Annotated in this window: 15 protein-coding genes and 1 tRNA gene; 11 read left to right on the top strand and 5 right to left on the bottom strand. The window is 50.9% G+C overall.

What is annotated here, in order from left to right:
- The first annotated feature begins 196 nt into the window (after positions 1-196).
- The 8 genes from EYB48_RS08760 to EYB48_RS08725 all read left to right on the top strand — a co-directional run bounded on the left by EYB48_RS08760 (position 197) and on the right by EYB48_RS08725 (position 7,171).
- Complete coding sequence (locus tag EYB48_RS08760) at positions 197-1,249, top strand: phasin family protein (RefSeq protein WP_162019972.1); 1,053 nt, start codon at positions 197-199, stop codon at positions 1,247-1,249.
- A gap of 234 nt (positions 1,250-1,483) precedes the next feature.
- On the top strand, positions 1,484-2,371 hold the full coding sequence (locus EYB48_RS08755; protein WP_162019971.1) for a plasmid replication/partition related protein: 888 nt from the start codon (positions 1,484-1,486) through the stop codon (positions 2,369-2,371).
- A gap of 21 nt (positions 2,372-2,392) precedes the next feature.
- A complete protein-coding gene (locus EYB48_RS08750; protein ID WP_162019970.1) occupies positions 2,393-3,322 on the top strand; it encodes a fused MFS/spermidine synthase in 930 nt (309 codons plus the stop codon).
- Between the two features lie 21 nt (positions 3,323-3,343).
- Complete coding sequence (locus EYB48_RS08745; protein WP_162019969.1) at positions 3,344-3,835, top strand: hypothetical protein; 492 nt, start codon at positions 3,344-3,346, stop codon at positions 3,833-3,835.
- Positions 3,836-4,097: 262 nt separating this feature from the next.
- Positions 4,098-4,454, top strand: a complete 357-nt coding sequence (locus tag EYB48_RS08740; RefSeq protein WP_162019968.1) for a LiaF transmembrane domain-containing protein — start codon at positions 4,098-4,100, stop codon at positions 4,452-4,454.
- A 60-nt stretch (positions 4,455-4,514) separates the two neighbouring features.
- A complete protein-coding gene (locus tag EYB48_RS08735) occupies positions 4,515-5,207 on the top strand; it encodes a LiaI-LiaF-like domain-containing protein (protein ID WP_162019967.1) in 693 nt (230 codons plus the stop codon).
- 139 nt (positions 5,208-5,346) lie between these two features.
- Positions 5,347-6,411 carry a sensor histidine kinase gene (locus EYB48_RS08730; RefSeq protein ID WP_162019966.1) on the top strand — a complete coding sequence of 355 codons (1,065 nt, stop codon included), beginning with the start codon at positions 5,347-5,349 and terminating at the stop codon, positions 6,409-6,411.
- A complete protein-coding gene (locus EYB48_RS08725; protein ID WP_162019965.1) occupies positions 6,404-7,171 on the top strand; it encodes a LytR/AlgR family response regulator transcription factor in 768 nt (255 codons plus the stop codon). Before EYB48_RS08730 ends, EYB48_RS08725 begins: the two co-directional genes overlap by 8 nt.
- A gap of 39 nt (positions 7,172-7,210) precedes the next feature.
- On the opposite strand, the gene EYB48_RS08720 is transcribed toward EYB48_RS08725, so the two are convergent.
- Positions 7,211-8,062, bottom strand: a complete 852-nt coding sequence (locus EYB48_RS08720; RefSeq protein ID WP_162019964.1) for an HDOD domain-containing protein — start codon at positions 8,060-8,062, stop codon at positions 7,211-7,213.
- Between the two features lie 206 nt (positions 8,063-8,268).
- On the opposite strand from EYB48_RS08720, the gene EYB48_RS08715 reads away from it, so the two are divergent.
- Positions 8,269-8,544: a hypothetical protein gene (locus EYB48_RS08715; RefSeq protein ID WP_162019963.1), complete on the top strand. Its 276-nt coding sequence runs from the start codon at positions 8,269-8,271 to the stop codon at positions 8,542-8,544.
- Between the two features lie 5 nt (positions 8,545-8,549).
- Here EYB48_RS08715 and pyrF read toward each other — a convergent pair whose 3' ends face one another.
- Positions 8,550-9,377 carry an orotidine-5'-phosphate decarboxylase gene (gene pyrF, locus EYB48_RS08710; protein WP_162019962.1) on the bottom strand — a complete coding sequence of 276 codons (828 nt, stop codon included), beginning with the start codon at positions 9,375-9,377 and terminating at the stop codon, positions 8,550-8,552.
- A 191-nt stretch (positions 9,378-9,568) separates the two neighbouring features.
- On the opposite strand from pyrF, the gene EYB48_RS08705 reads away from it, so the two are divergent.
- Both EYB48_RS08705 and EYB48_RS08700 read left to right on the top strand, forming a co-directional pair.
- Positions 9,569-10,030, top strand: coding sequence for a MarR family winged helix-turn-helix transcriptional regulator (locus EYB48_RS08705; protein ID WP_162019961.1), 462 nt, complete (start codon positions 9,569-9,571; stop codon positions 10,028-10,030).
- 225 nt (positions 10,031-10,255) lie between these two features.
- The gene (locus EYB48_RS08700) at positions 10,256-10,675 is read left to right on the top strand and encodes an organic hydroperoxide resistance protein (protein ID WP_162019960.1); all 420 of its coding nucleotides are present in this window, start codon (positions 10,256-10,258) and stop codon (positions 10,673-10,675) included.
- A 124-nt stretch (positions 10,676-10,799) separates the two neighbouring features.
- Here the strand turns inward: EYB48_RS08700 and EYB48_RS08695 are convergent, their stop codons facing one another.
- The 3 genes from EYB48_RS08695 to rpoD form a co-directional block, all read right to left on the bottom strand.
- On the bottom strand, positions 10,800-12,263 hold the full coding sequence (locus EYB48_RS08695; RefSeq protein WP_162019959.1) for a DEAD/DEAH box helicase: 1,464 nt from the start codon (positions 12,261-12,263) through the stop codon (positions 10,800-10,802).
- A gap of 6 nt (positions 12,264-12,269) precedes the next feature.
- Positions 12,270-12,347 (bottom strand) — tRNA-Ile (locus EYB48_RS08690).
- Positions 12,348-12,517: 170 nt separating this feature from the next.
- The gene (rpoD, locus tag EYB48_RS08685) at positions 12,518-15,277 is read right to left on the bottom strand and encodes an RNA polymerase sigma factor RpoD (RefSeq protein WP_408058275.1); all 2,760 of its coding nucleotides are present in this window, start codon (positions 15,275-15,277) and stop codon (positions 12,518-12,520) included.
- Between the last annotated feature and the right edge of the window lie 239 nt (positions 15,278-15,516).

Below are 15,516 nucleotides of genomic sequence, written 5' to 3'. Positions count from 1 at the left end.
TGATCCGTTCATCCATAAACTGCCATCCTGCCCTGCAAGCTGTGCATACAAAAAAACCAGATGCTCATACAAAATAATTTGCTGACTTTTTAAGCACTCCCAGAGTAAAATCAGGATTGCTGCAATGCGTCAATCATCAAACTCTGGCCCGACGCAGCCCGCCTGAACCGTCTTACCTACTCTGAAGGAGAGCTTCATGCCGTTGCCACACCCCGATGTCACCGCTGCTGCTGCGCAAGAGCAGCTCAGCCAACAATTTACACTACTGCAAGGATGTGCGGCATTCGCATTTCAAAGTCTGGAGCAGATTCTTGCACTGCAATTTCAATATGCGCGTCAATCTCTCGATGACTACAGTCAAACTACGCAGCAGTTGTTACAAGCAAAAGATGCGCAGGAATGGTTAGAGCTCAGCCAGCAGCGTACACAAACCCGCGCAGATCATTTGCTGGCCCATCGACAAGCGCTGCAACAATTTAGCGCTCACACCCGCGAACAATGGCTGCAACAGTGGCAGCAGGCTGGCAGTCAATGGAAAAACCAGCTGGAACAGCAACTCGCTGATCAGGGTCATGGCTTGAGTTTTCACAGCAATACGGTGTTCAATGTACCAGCCAGTCTGATACCGGATACCCTGAGTATCACCGTCAGCAATCCTTTGAACACCCAGGTGCAGGCGACCACGACCCTGGTACCGATTGCAGAAGAGCGTGTGACTGAAATTGATATCACACCCGCAGCTGCAGTAGCAAACCCGGCGCCAGCGCCAGCCAGTCAGTTATCCCTGCTGACGGCAGAAACTACTACAGCGGCTAAGACAGCGCCCAGCCCCAAAACAGCACCCAAAAAAGCCGTCAAAAAGTCAGTGCAGCCGGCCGCCAAAACAGCAGCCGTCTCCTCTAAAAAAACCACGCCGCAATCTGCAAGCGCCAGCAATACCACGAAAGTCGCACCCGATAGCAAAACCGGCGTTAGCGCAGATGCCAAGCTGACACCCAGTCCAGTATCGCAAACGAAGCCCACAGCCGCAGCAAAAGCAGTGACACCGGTGGCCAAGCGCGCCAGCGCCAAGCCAGCAACCACTAAGCCAGCAGTCGCTAAGCCCGTCGCGCCTGAGCTCACTACTGCAGCTCCATCCGTCGCAAATGCCAGCGCACAGAAACCAGCGCAGAAGTTCCCTTTCCCAGCGGCTAAACTGCAGGCAAAAACTGCCCCTGCCGCTAAAAAAACCAGAACCACCAAGTCCTGATACAGCAGGCCCGCAAGCCTGTGTACCTGCTTTCTGCCCTTTCGTTCTTTTTACAAACGAGGGGCAGATCGCGACTTCCCCTCCCCCTCTGAATTAACACATCATTGCCGCAGGCTGATCTGGTGAACGCGGTTCTCGGCTACAATGCGGCCTTTCGCTTTACCCATCGCACCATCAGTAATCTGAGCATTGATGGCGCATGGAGCCAACTACGATTTTGCCGCAAGGATTTTTATGAGCATCGTCATCCACGAAGCATTACGCGCCTACATTGATCCACTGACAGAACATGAATATGAAGCACTGGAACGCAGCCTGTTGACCGAAGGCTGCCGGGATGCATTGGTATGCTGGGGCAATGTGCTGATCGATGGCCACAATCGCTATGCGATTTGCCAGAAGCACCAGTTACCTTACAAAGTGGTACAAAACGATCATTTTGCCAATATCGAAGAAGTCCAGTTGTGGATGATCGATAATCATCTGGCACGCCGCAGTGTGTCTGATTTCCAGCGCGGTATGCTGGCCTTGCGCAAGAAGGAAATTCTGAGCATCAGAAACCAGCAACAAAATCAACAGCTGGCCACCAGTGCAGAGCCTGAGCAACAGGAAAGCGAACAGGCCATCCCTGTGATCAAACCGACCCAAAGCCGTCAGGAAATCGCACGCGTAGCAGGCATCAGCAGCCATGCAGTAGTGCAGATAGAAAAAATCCAGCGTGCTGCGTCACCGGAGTTAGTCAGGGCGGTACGTGATGGCAGTATCTCCATCAGTGCGGCCGCCACCATCGCCAGCCTGCCTGCAGAAGAACAAAAAGCAGCGGTTGCCGGTGGTCGTAAGGAATTGCAGGAAGTGGCGCGGCAAGTGCGAGAAAAGAACCGCGTACAGCGCCAGCAAGCTAAGCCTAAACCAGAAACGTCAGCATCCGAAGTGGAGTCACCACCTTGGGAGAACGACACAACACAGAGCACGGCAGAGACTGGCTTAATTGCAACTGCAGGCCATCCTGCGGCTCCACAGCAGGAATTGCAGCAACGTCTGCGTGAGCTGGAAACAGAAAACCAGCGCCTGAAAGATGAAATTGAGCAGTTGCGCAGCGCTTTACAGCAAGCACAGGCATAAACAACTCCCGATAGAACACCGATGGCAAACCGCAGACCAAGTTTAAGTCAGCTATTTTTAAACAGCTCGCCTGATCCGGCTGAGCAGGCCCATCAGAAGCGCCTGCGCACGCTGGCCAAAACCAGTGATGGTAAGGCCTTTGTGCTGGATGATGCGCCGCTCAGAATGATGTATCTGACGCCCAAATGCATGCAAAGTGTGATGCATATGGAGCAGCCAGATGCATTACTGTGCGCATATTCGCAATGGATGATGGGATTTCGTTTGTTTCAGGAACAGCCGCGCGAGTTTTTGCTGATCGGTCTGGGTGGCGGCTCGCTGGTCAAACATATACTGACTCATCTGCCAGATTCGCACATCACTGCGTTGGAAATCAATCCGGATGTGATTGCACTGCGTGACGCCTTTGCACTGCCCGCCGGTGACGCCCGTTTGCAAGTGATACAGGCAGACGGCGCAAGCTATCTGCCTGCGATGACGCAACAGGTGGATGTGATTTTTCTGGATGCTTATGACAAACAAGGCCTGGTTCCGGCATTGAATACAGCAGAGTTTTACCGCAGTTGCCAGCAGCATTTGCGCCCACAAGGCATGCTGGTGGCCAATGTCTGGGGCAAACCCAGCAGCATCGCCCACATGCTGAATAGCTTACGCAGCCAATTTACCGAGGTCTGCTGGGCCCGTTCTCCCGACAGTTATAACCTGATCGTGTACGCCAGTCAGCAAACACTCGAACAGACAGTGCTGCAACAGCGAGCCAGCCGCTTACAGCAAATACAGCCGGAATTACCTTGGCTAAGCATTGCTGCATCACTGGACAGCCTGCCCGGCCCCGCCACAGAGCAAGACCTGGAAACGCTGACAGAAAAAATGCGTGAGCTGCTCGTGCCAGATCAAAATGTGCCGACCACTTATGCAGCCTGGAGATCCCAGGTACTCGCCAGTCCCTAAACAACAAATCTGCAGCAAACTGTGGCAGTTTGCGCAGCCGGATTGTCAGCCGGGCGTATTTCTGGCAAGCTGACTGCATCATCGTTTCAGCGCCAAAGTCAACCGTTTGAGGTGCTCAGAAACAGGCTAAGGGATCAGACTATGTACGATAAAAACGACTTCACAGCAGTGTCTAAATTTCTCAAACTTGGCGTCAAAATCACGTTCAAAAACCCGATGGGACAAAGCCCCAGTTTCGATACCAGCTTTCCTAACCCTAAGGGCGGCATGGTGACTATTCAGGAAAAAAGCCTGTACGACGTGGAGCGTAAACTCAGGGCACTGATCGGTGACGATACGCCGGTCAAAACTAAACTGGCCCCTTTCACTTATCTGGGCACCAATTTCCGCGGATTATTGTATTGCACCCGAGGCTCTAACGACTTCATCGTACAGGAGACTCACAATGCATTTGGTGTGGAAACCAAACGTACGGTGCGCCAGGCCGATGAATTTGTTTTACTGCTGAGCTAAACCCCAATCTCCTCAATTGCGCTGCACTTGCAGCGCAATATACTGGCTGCTGAGCGCCACCCGACTTGGGAACGGCGCATCTGCCAGAATCCGCCTGCATCACTGCTTTCACAGCGAAAATCAACACTGTTTCTGCCTCCCGGCGTCATTCACCGACCAGCCGCCGTCATTCGCCGATCAACACAAGACAGACTGATCAGCCTGCTCTATTCTGAACATGTCAGAAAAACAAACGAGCGCACCCAATACTAAGGAGATCAACATGGATACTCAGCAAGTCAATACTAAGTCTGGTAACAAATCGAATAGCCTGATGATAGGTCTGACGATGATCGTCATCGGCAGCCTGTTCCTGCTTGACCGCATGGATATGATCAACGCACTCGAATGGTGGTATGTTGCGCCAGCGATGATTGCATTAGCAGGCGTCATCAATCTGTTTTCCCGCGAAAATCCCGAAGATCGTGCCAATGGCGTATTTCAAATCGTTTTAGCGTTCTGGCTGTTTGCCTCCGCAGAACAATTGTGGGGCTGGACTTTCCGCACCAGCTGGCCTGTGCTGATTATAGGTGTAGGACTGCGTCACCTGGTGATTGCGATGTCCGCACCCCGCCAGTAATCCCCGACTTAACTCATTCTTCATTTCTGACTGAACTTTATCTTCGACAGGAGTCGCATCATGCGCCAACGTAACCCACAAAACCGCCTGGTATTCGGTGCCATACTGATGATCTTCGGTGCCTTAGCCTTGCTCGATAATCTGAACATTTTCAACACGCTCAATATTTTCCACTTCTGGCCTATGGTATTCATTGCCGTCGGTGCTTTGAAAATTTCACGCAGCGATACCGTTTCCGGACACCTGATCGGCGGTATGTTTATCGCCGTAGGAGCAGCGATGACTTTACAGCACATGGGAATTATTGACTTCCGTATGCGTAACTGGTGGCCAATCTTTCTGATCGCCGGTGGTATGGCCGTCATCTTTAAAGACCGCTTGATTACTGAAAATAATGTGAATCAGCTTAATCCGGAACAATCACCACAAAATATCTGCAATGTGTCTGCCATGATGAGTGGTGCCAAAATCAATAATGCTTCGCCTGACTTCAAAGGCGGTGAACTGACTGCAGTGATGGGGGGCATAGAATTGGATATGCGCGGCGCCTCGATACAGTCTGAAGCAGTATTGAATGTGTTTGCGATTTGGGGCGGCATTACCGTACGTGTACCAAATGACTGGACCGTGGTTTCACAAGGCGTGCCACTGTTGGGCGGTATCGAAGATAAAACCGTACCGCCTATGGATAAAAGTAAGAAGCTCTACATCCAGGGATATGCCATCATGGGTGGAGTGGAAATCAGTAACTGAAAATGCACCAGGCAATGCCACCATCATCCTCACGGCAGATGGTGGCATTTTGCTGCTGTCATTTTGTGGCTCTCAATTTGCAGCTATCACTTCGCCACTGTTCAGCTTTGCGTCTCACTAGCTAACTATTGTGTACACTATGCATCCACTCTTGTCAGACACCAGACGTTTTCTGTGGTACGCCATGATTTGGCTGTTACTCACGCTATTACTTGCGAGACTGATGGTGACGATGGCGTATGCCAACTGGTCACAAGCCTTGCTGTTCCTGATACCAGTCGTCGTTATCTACAGTTTTCTGTCTACCTCTGCCTACTATATTTGCCGCATCTTTCCGCATCACAAACGCGCTGTCTATCTGGCCTTCCTGATCTTTGTCAGCGCTGCTTTTCTTTCTGCGCTGGCCTGTGTACTGATCAGCAATCTGTGGCTGCAAATCCTGCATAGCCTGTATGAAGAGGCATTCGCGGTCAGTCTGGATGAGCATGTTAGCTTGATTATTTTTGGCATCGCATTCGCGCTTTATTTGCTGAATCTGTTTGCTTACGATGTGTTGATCGCGCTGGACCATATGCATGCAGCCGAGCGCAGTGAAGCAGACGCGAGGCTACTGGCACGTGACGCAGAACTGCAGGTATTGCGTTCTCAGATAGATCCGCATTTCCTGTTCAATAGCCTGAATTCCATCAGCGCCCTGACTGCCATCGATCCGGCGGCAGCGCGCGAGATGACGATAGCGCTGGCCGATTTTTTCCGTCTGACGCTAAGTTTGTCCGAAAAAGAAAAAATCACAGTACAGCAAGAGACTGAGTTGTGCGAACAATTTCTGGCAGTAGAAAAAATCCGCTTTGGAAAAAAACTGCAGAGCAGCATTCAAGTCGATGAACTGGCGCGAGCCGCGCTGATCCCGCCCATGATCCTCCAACCCTTGCTGGAAAACGCCATCAAGCACGGCATACGGAATCTGCGTCAGGGTGGTGAAATTCAGGTCAGGATACAGGCTCAGGCTGGCTGGCTGCATCTGCAAGTCAGAAATCCGGTAGCCCAGCAAGACCTGCCCGGCAAAGGAAATGGTTTAGGTTTGCAAAACCTGAAGCAACGCTTTGCGGCGCTGTATGCGGACCAAGGCCGCGTCAGCTGGAGCCGGACTGAGACAGAATTTTTAATCGAAATTGCCTTACCGCTGGAGTTAGCGTATGAATGAGCCCTTACGTGTCGTCATTGCCGATGATGAAGATCTGGCGCGACGCCTGATCACAGAATACCTGAAACCGCATAGCGATCTGCATATAGTCGCAGAATGTGAAACCGGAACCGAGGCGGTGGATGCCATCGCCAATCTGCAGCCTGACCTGGTGTTTCTCGATATCCAAATGCCAGAACTGACCGGACTCGACGTACTGGAAACCACGGGCCGCCAGCATGGCGTGATTTTCACTACCGCTTACGACCAGTACGCGCTGCGTGCTTTCGATTTGCATGCGATCGACTACCTGCTCAAGCCTTATTCGCAACAACGTTTCAATGAGGCGCTGAGCAAGGCCAGGAAGCTGATCAGTGGTCGCAGTGATGCACCCGCTACGGCCAAGGCACAGACTGCAACAGGCTTGCCAGGCATGCTGGCAGCACAGACCGCGCAAACACAACGTCTGTTGATACGCGACCGCGGGCAAACGCATGTGGTACCAATTGCAGACATCGATTTTATTGAGGCCCAGGACGATTACATCCTGATCCACGCCGGCCAGAAATCCTGGATGAAAACGCAAAGCCTGTCCGATCTGGAAGCACAGTTAGATCCGGCTCAGTTCATCCGCGTACACCGTTCTTACCTGCTGCACCTGCCTGCGCTGCTCAGTCTGGAAAAAATCAGCAAAGACAGTCAGCTGGCGGTACTGAGGAATGACCACAAAATCCCGGTCAGCCGCTCAGGATTGGAGCGCATTAAGCCCAGCCTGCTCTAAGCAAACTTGACCTGGCAGGCAGTTTTATGTGAAACCGCTTTATTGAATTGCATGCAGCACTATGCTGAGCTCCGTTTTCGTTTCCAGCATTAGCGCCGGCAGATTGTCTGCATCAATATGCAAGCGCTGCAGGCTGGCCGGAACCTGGCTCCAGTCCAGTTGTTCCGGCTGATTATGGACAAATACCGCATCCAGAAAATCCGCTGTTGTCAGTACATCGGTCAGGCTGATTTTATGCTGGGGTGCGGCTTGATAATGTTTGAAATTCACGACCGCATCGCGGATTTCGTCGGGTACTTCCCAGTCTTCGAGTATCGCTGCACCGATGCTGGCATTCCAGTCATCAATCAGATTCCATAGTACGGCTTCTGAGGTAAAAACATCCTGATACTGATGAGCCCGGTTAAGGATGTAGAATTTCCCGATATCATGCAGCAGGCCAGCGAGCATGGCCTTATCCGGGCTCATACGGGTCTTGCTTCTGGCAATCACCATCGCCAGCGCAGCCACCCGCAGGCTGCGCCGCCATAAGCCATCCATTTGCACCGAAAAGCCGCCTTTGTATTTGTTCTCTGCAAGCTGTTTCATGCCGACAGAAATCGCGATATTTCTGACTGCCGCAAAGCCCAATAATAAAGTGGCAGAACGCAGGTCCGTAACCTGACGGCCTGATGGATTGAAGCTGGCGGTATTACTCAGATGTAAAACCTTAGCCGATAACACCGGTTCAGCACCGATAATCCTGGCCACCTGATCATTTGAAATATCCGGCTGGCTGAGCGCCTTGCGTATCTTCATGGTGGCACCGAGCGAAGTCGGAAAAACGAGTTTTTTCGCCGATAACTCCGCTGTGAAATCTTCCAGAAAAGTGAATTCTGTCTTTTTGTCCATGATGCAGTTTCCTTACTCAGCTAAGAGAAGCTTCCATCACGTCAGGAGACGCTTTGGCTATCATTTTCCACCATTGATCGCAAACTGCTGGTGTCGACTCCCCCGCGACCTTACTCTGACAGCTAGAGAACTGAGGCAAAGCCAGATTTGATCAACATTGCGTTCTGCCAGTTCTATGTATCTTAACGTTTTCCAGGGAGAAAATCATGACTACAAACAATAGCAACAACATCTATCTGTTCTTCAAGCTGTGCGTGGAAGAGTTTGCTTACCTGATACGCAGTGGTCTGCGTTTTCTGGAGCGCACTCCAATGCCACGCCTGCTGATCGTCTGCCTTGCCCTGGCGATTTTTATCAGCGTATTACCTCTGGCTTTAAGCCTGTTTGTGCTGTTTGTTTTGCTCAAGCTATTAGGTGCACTGACGGTATTCAATGTCAGGAAAAACCGTCAGGCACCTGCGCGTCTGAGTCAACCAGACTAATCAGATCAGGCTGAAACGCGATGCAGATTAATTGCATCGCGGGTTTCCAGGGCGACCCGGCGTGCAGCGGCGGCAAAGCCCTCATCCGCTACAGGTTTAGCGTACAGAATTGCACGTGAAGAGTTAATCATCATGCCGCCGCCATTCGCTGTCTGCCCTGCTGTCACAGTCGCTGCGATATCGCCACCCTGCGCACCGATACCGGGAACCAGTAAAGGCATATCGCCGACGATTTTACGGACTTCCGCCAATTCGTTCGGGAAGGTCGCGCCAACCACCAGCGCCGCCTGCCCGTTCAGATTCCAGCGTTCTGCCACCAGTTGCGCCACATGCTGATACAAAGGCCTGCCATTCACTTCAAGGAATTGCAGATCTGAACCGCCCGCATTGGAAGTGCGGCACAAAACGATGCTGCCTTTGTCTTTCCATTCCATGTAAGGCGCTACTGAATCAAAACCCATGTAAGGATTCACAGTAACTGCGTCGGCACCGTAGCGTTCAAACGCTTCACGTGCGTACTGCTCTGCTGTCGCACCGATATCACCACGCTTCGCATCCAGGATCACTGGAATATGCGGGTAAGTCTGGCGGATGTAACGGCAGATATCCAATAACTGATCTTCTGCTGATAAGGCTGCAAAGTAAGCGATCTGTGGCTTAAATGAACAAGCCAGATCTGCGGTGGCATCAATGATGGCTTTGGAAAACTGGAAAATCGCATCCGGTTTACCGGCAAATTCAGCGGGGAAACGACTGATGTCCGGGTCCAGGCCTACGCACAGTAAGGAGTTATTTTGTTGCCATACGGCGTTGAGGTTTGCAATAAAAGTCACGGTCTGCCCCGGTAAAATTAATCTGTATACCGCCATTATACCGCGCCCGGCAGCGGCTCTATTTCGCGCCAGTCAGGACATTATCAGGATTATTGATTATTATCCTTGTTGTAAAGGCGGCGTCAGCCTGGCTAGCGCCACTGCAAACACCGCCACCTGCTACTAATAAAGCGCTCACCGCTCAGACTGATATGAACGACACTATTGATACCAGCCAGGACCTACTGGCACTCGACAAGCAATTTTGCTTTGCACTTTACTCAGCTTCGCTTGCGCTGACCAAAACCTACAAACCTTTGCTTGATGAGATAGGACTGACTTATCCGCAGTATCTGGTGATGCTGGTACTGTGGGAAAAGGATCACATCTTGGTCAAAGATATAGGACATGCGCTGTTTCTGGATTCAGGCACACTGACCCCCTTATTAAAACGGCTGGAAACAGCTGGCCTGCTGCTACGTCAGCGCGACAAAGAAGATGAACGTCAGGTCAGAATCCTGCTGACGCAGGATGGGAAAGCATTACGCAAACTCGCGCGCAGCATACCGGAAAAAATCATGTGTGCGAGTGGTCAAAATCTGGCCAGCCTGATGGCGCTCAGACAGCAGTTAAGCGGCTTGCGCGATGAATTACATCAGCAACAGGACGTATAGCCAGCGGCAAGTCAGCGCATTTTTTTGCCAGCAGTCGGTGCTGCTGGCAAAAAGCAGCACATTTAGTAAGAATCTATCGCAATCATAGGAATATACAATAGGCATTTAGATTGCACGCAATTTAATTGCGAACTATAATTTATTCATTGGAGCGATCGACGGCGCAACAAACAAGAGCAGATCGGCACTCCAGTTCTGCCCCCAACTCTATAAAGGAAACTGATCATGCAAATTCTTTACACAGCAAATGCAACTGCAACCGGTGGTCGTGATGGCCGCGCTACTTCTGACGACCAGCAACTGGATGTGAAACTGACGACACCAAAAGAATTGGGTGGCGCTGGTGGCGCAGGTACTAACCCTGAACAATTATTCGCAGCTGGTTACTCTGCCTGCTTTATCGGCGCAATGAAATTTGTTGCAGCCAGCCAGAAAAAAGCATTGCCGGCAGATGTATCCGTTAATGGCCTGGTCGGCATAGGTCCAAATGGGAAAGGTGGTTTTGGTATCGCTGTCACACTGAATATCTCTTTACCTGGGATGGAGAAGGAAGCGGCAGAAGCATTGATACACCAGGCACACGAAGTCTGCCCATACTCCAACGCGACACGCGGTAATGTGGAAGTGAGCCTGAATCTGGTGTAAGCCCGAAGCCGGCCACCGCTGACCGGCTACATGCTGCGCCTAAAATAAAAAAAGGAGCTGGGCATATTCATGCAGCTCCTTTTTTATTGGCAGTCGGGCGATAAGCTCGCACGACCTATGAAAATTAGGTACGGGCTTTGAGCAAGCCACCGAGTAAAGCGGCGCGCTTTTGCGGTTTGGCTGTACTTGCCTCTTCTGCCTGCGCGCTTACTGCCGTCGGTAAAGTTGCTGTCGTACTTGGCGTGTAGGGCTTCAGGAACCAAGGATCTACTTTTTCACGCGGTGGCTGATACCCTCTGGCTGGACGCGCATCATGTCTGCTGCCAGATTCGTGTCTGCTACCCGCATCAAAGCGTTCGCGCGCTGGCTTGGTACGCTCAGTATGCACTGAAGTCGCAACAAATCCGGATAATTGCAAACGTACGATTTTCTGTTTGATGAGCTTTTCTATATCGACCAGCAAACGTTCGTCCTGATCGGTATGCAAAGAAATCGCATCCCCTTTGGCACCGGCACGACCGGTACGGCCAATACGATGCACATAATCTTCGGCGTTGTAAGGCAAATCAAAGTTGATTACGCATGGCATTTCAGAGATATCCAGACCACGCGCAGCCACATCAGTCGCGACCAGGACTTCAACCTCTCCGCGCTTGAAATCTTCCAGCGCCACCATGCGCTCATTTTGCGATTTGTCGCCATGAATTGCGGCTGCTTTGACGCCCTGCTTCACCAGATGAACCGCCAGACGCGAAGCACCTATCTTCGTGTTAGAGAATACAATAACCTGTTTCAGGCCACGCTCACGAATAATAAAAGAAACCGCATCACGCTTTTCTTCCTCTGAGACTTTATACAGTATCTGCGTCACATTATCGGAGGTCGCATTGCTGCGTGCGACTTCGATAGTTTGCGGCTGATTCAGAAAACTCGCTGCGAGTTTTTTAATCTCAGGCGAGAACGTCGCAGAGAACATCAGATTCTGTCGCTGTTTTGGTAACAGATTAATGATGCGCTGCAGGTCAGGCAAGAATCCCATATCCAGCATACGGTCAGCCTCATCCATCACCAGTATCTGGGTCTGCGACAGATTGATCGTTTTTTGCTGCACGTGATCGAGTAAACGTCCCGGCGTTGCAATCACAATTTCCACGCCAGCCCTTAATGCAGCCGTTTGCGGATTCATGTCGACCCCGCCGAACACCACAGTAGAACGCAAAGGTGTGAAGCGGGAATACGCTTTCACATTTTCAGCCACCTGATCCGCCAGTTCACGGGTCGGTGTCAAAATCAATGCACGTACCGGATGGCGCGCAGGTGAGGCACTGGAGTTCGCATGCGCCAGCAAACGCTGGATAATAGGCAAGGAAAAACCGGCTGTTTTACCGGTACCAGTCTGTGCGGCACCCATGACATCCTTACCTTGCAGCACTACAGGAATCGCCTGCGCCTGAATCGGGGTAGGATGCACATAGCCTTGCTCGGTCAATGCGCGCAAAATATCTGGCGACAAGCCAAAATCTTCAAACCGGACTTGTGCCGCTGTTTGATCTGTGGGGGATGGTGTGTGGGACTTCGTATCGGTCATGATAAATGGTGGGCCTCCCGTGAGTCGAACACGGTACCAACGGATTATGAGTCCGCTGCTCTAACCAGCATGAGCTAGAGGCCCAATTCTTTCTGCAAGCAATGCCTGCTGTAATCTGAGGTTAATCCAGGTTTGGAAAAGGACTTCAGGATTTGCAGGTAAAGCCAGATGCTGCCGCCTGCAAATATTGTACTGAAAACTCAGCACAACATATTAAACGGGCACCGAAAAAAATCAGCGCCCATTATATACGATTAATTACCTTCTAGGAAGCTCTTGAGCTTATCAGAACGCGATGGATGGCGTAATTTTCTTAAAGCTTTTGCTTCTATCTGACGAATACGTTCACGTGTCACGTCAAATTGTTTACCGACCTCTTCCAAAGTGTGGTCAGTCGACATTTCAACACCAAAGCGCATACGCAGCACTTTAGCTTCACGTGGCGTCAATGAATCCAACACATCCTTCACCACATTCCGCATCGATGCATGCAAAGCTGCGTCGGCTGGTGCCAGGGTGTGATTGTCTTCAATGAAGTCGCCCAGATGGGAATCATCATCGTCACCGATCGGTGTTTCCATGGAAATCGGCTCTTTAGCGATCTTCATGATTTTGCGGATTTTATCTTCCGGCATTTCCATTTTGATCGCCAGCGTGGCCGGATCCGGCTCCACACCGGTTTCCTGCAAAATCTGACGCGAGATACGATTCATTTTATTGATCGTCTCTATCATATGTACCGGAATACGGATAGTACGTGCCTGATCTGCGATAGAGCGGGTAATCGCCTGACGTATCCACCAGGTTGCATAGGTCGAGAACTTATAACCGCGACGGTATTCAAATTTGTCGACGGCTTTCATCAAACCGATATTCCCTTCCTGAATCAGATCCAGGAATTGCAAACCACGGTTAGTGTATTTTTTAGCGATAGAAATCACCAGACGCAAGTTAGCCTCGGTCATTTCACGCTTCGCTTTACGTGCCTTCATTTCACCGGCAGACATGCGCTTATTGATATTGCGCAGATCAGCCAAAGGCAATACCACACGCGCCTGCAGATCGATCAGCTTTTGCTGCAACTGCTGCACAGCGGGTACATTACGGCCGAGGATAGCGCTGTAAGAATGACCGGAATTCACTTCACCTTCGACCCAGGATAAATTGGTTTCATTACCCGGGAAAACTTTGATGAAATGCGAGCGTGGCATACCGCAACGATTGACTGCCACTTCGAGAATTTGCTTCTCGATGTGACGCACTTCGTCGACCTGGCCACGCAAAGTGTCACACAGCTTCTCAACGACTTTTGCAGTGAAGCGTATACCCAGCAATTCATTCGAAATTGCTTCCTGCGCTTTTACATACGACTTCGAGTTATAACCCTCTTTTTCATAAGACTTGCGCATTTTTTCAAAGTTGGTCGCAATAATCTCGAACTTAGCGAGCGCATCGCGCTTCATCTGCTCGAGCTGCTCAGAAGAAATCGCTGCAGCACCTGCGGCACCACCGTCTTCTTCTTCCTCTTCTTCCTCTTCTTCCTCTTCTTCCTCTTCATCAGAGTCTTCATCGGAAGGCGCAGCCACCGCAACCGCGGGCGCATCTTCTACAGCATTCGGATCAACTAAACCGTCAACGATTTCATCTATCTTGATTTCATCTGCCGCAATCCTGTCGGCAGCGGCCAGAATCTCGGCGATCGTGGTCGGACAGGCGGAAATCGCCTGTATCATGTCTTTCAGACCTTCTTCGATTTTCTTCGCGATGACGATCTCGCCTTCGCGCGTCAGCAACTCAACCGAACCCATTTCACGCATATACATGCGGACCGGATCGGTGGTGCGACCGAAGTCGGAATCAACCGTCGACAAGGCGGCTTCAGCAGCTGCCTCAACTTCATCATCGTCTGTGGTGACTGTTACTACATTATCAGACAACAACAGGGTTTCCGCGTCGGGAGCCTGCTCGTACACTGCAACGCCCATGTCGTTGAAGGTGCCAATAATGCCTTCAATCGCTTCCGGATCAACCACGTTTTCCGGCAAGTGATCGTTAATTTCTGCAAAGGTCAGATAGCCGCGGTCTTTACCCAGTTTGATCAGGGTTTTTAACTTCTGACGGCGGCGCTCCAGTTCTTCTTCTGTCGCTTCCGGATCAGAAGAGAACGCATCTTTTAACAATGCTTTTTCTTTCGCCTTACGGTCTTTTGCTTTCGCCTTATCAATGGCTTTCATCTCTGCGCGTTCAACCGCATTCAGAGCTGCAATTTCTTCGTTTTCAGGCTGGTATTCTTTAGGTTTGCGTCCACGGCGCCCAGGCACTTTCACACCAGGCAAAACATAGCCCGAAGTGTCTATCGTCGCGAGCAAAGCAGCATCGGTAGTCTGGCTGACAGCGGGTGCTGATCCGGTTTTAATTTCCTGAACCTCAGGCACAGCTTTTGCCGGCTTGCGCACAGATTTTGGCGCTGCTTTCGCTTCAGCTTTTTCGACAACAGCCGGCGCTTCCGGCGCAGCAACTTCAGCCTTGGCTACGGCAGTTGCTTTACGCTTTTTAGGGGCAAGGGATTCCAGATTCTCTGCAGCCACATCGGCTTTCTTAGATTTGGAGGATGACTTGGTGCTAACTTCTTTCACAGGCGCTTTCTTTGCTGAAGTCGATTTTGCTGATTCGGTCATAGACTTTTTCGGACTGGCTTTTTCAGTGACTTTAGCTTCCGCAGTAACTGCTACGGCAGATTTCACTTTAGGCGCTTTCACGTCTTTCGCAACCCCTTTTTTCTCTGCAGCTTTGAGCTTAGGATCATGTTGAGGGGCATCATTTTTTAAGGCAACTCGTGCAGCCGCACTGGCTGCCGTTTTCGTCTGCGCTTTTGCACTGACACTGACTGCTTTAGCTGCAGCTGATGGGCGTGCTGCTTTTTTTACGGGTACATCGCTGGCATCTTTCACAGACGCCTTAGCCGCTGTTTTTTTTACCGTTGTCGGCATCAGGGTTTTCGCGGGTTTCTTCATTGCGTTAGCCATTGAATCAAACCATCCGGTACTGAGGAAGTCGTCTGTCTATACTTCTCATACAAAAGGAAGAACAGCTTACAGACTCTGCATCTGCAAGCCCTGCACCTCATTTTGTTTCAGACTTCCCGAGTCTCAGCGCCAGCGTTTTGGGTTACTCGGAGGAGCATCTGCTCACCTAAACAACACATTCTGCACAGAAAAACATCAAAATTTGCAGAATGAAACAACCTAAGACC

Source organism: Cognatundibacterium crateris (assembly GCF_010078235.1).
GTDB classification, from domain to species: Bacteria; Pseudomonadota; Gammaproteobacteria; order Burkholderiales; family Burkholderiaceae_D; genus Undibacterium; species Undibacterium crateris.
Note: the sequence above shows the minus strand (reverse complement) of the source record. Positions and strands in the feature narration are given on the sequence as shown.

Excerpts from the sequence above, each read along its gene's own strand:
- EYB48_RS08700 (WP_162019960.1), top strand. The coding sequence starts at position 10,256 with ATGCAAATTCTTTACACAGCAAATGCAACTGCAACCGGTGGTCGTGAT.
- EYB48_RS08725 (WP_162019965.1), top strand. The coding sequence starts at position 6,404 with ATGAATGAGCCCTTACGTGTCGTCATTGCCGATGATGAAGATCTGGCG.
- EYB48_RS08730 (WP_162019966.1), top strand. The coding sequence starts at position 5,347 with ATGCATCCACTCTTGTCAGACACCAGACGTTTTCTGTGGTACGCCATG.
- EYB48_RS08695 (WP_162019959.1), bottom strand. The coding sequence starts at position 12,263 with ATGACCGATACGAAGTCCCACACACCATCCCCCACAGATCAAACAGCG.
- EYB48_RS08705 (WP_162019961.1), top strand. The coding sequence starts at position 9,569 with ATGAACGACACTATTGATACCAGCCAGGACCTACTGGCACTCGACAAG.
- EYB48_RS08755 (WP_162019971.1), top strand. The coding sequence starts at position 1,484 with ATGAGCATCGTCATCCACGAAGCATTACGCGCCTACATTGATCCACTG.
- EYB48_RS08715 (WP_162019963.1), top strand. The coding sequence starts at position 8,269 with ATGACTACAAACAATAGCAACAACATCTATCTGTTCTTCAAGCTGTGC.
- EYB48_RS08735 (WP_162019967.1), top strand. The coding sequence starts at position 4,515 with ATGCGCCAACGTAACCCACAAAACCGCCTGGTATTCGGTGCCATACTG.
- EYB48_RS08740 (WP_162019968.1), top strand. The coding sequence starts at position 4,098 with ATGGATACTCAGCAAGTCAATACTAAGTCTGGTAACAAATCGAATAGC.
- EYB48_RS08750 (WP_162019970.1), top strand. The coding sequence starts at position 2,393 with ATGGCAAACCGCAGACCAAGTTTAAGTCAGCTATTTTTAAACAGCTCG.
- EYB48_RS08760 (WP_162019972.1), top strand. The coding sequence starts at position 197 with ATGCCGTTGCCACACCCCGATGTCACCGCTGCTGCTGCGCAAGAGCAG.
- EYB48_RS08720 (WP_162019964.1), bottom strand. The coding sequence starts at position 8,062 with ATGGACAAAAAGACAGAATTCACTTTTCTGGAAGATTTCACAGCGGAG.
- rpoD (WP_408058275.1), bottom strand. The coding sequence starts at position 15,277 with ATGAAGAAACCCGCGAAAACCCTGATGCCGACAACGGTAAAAAAAACA.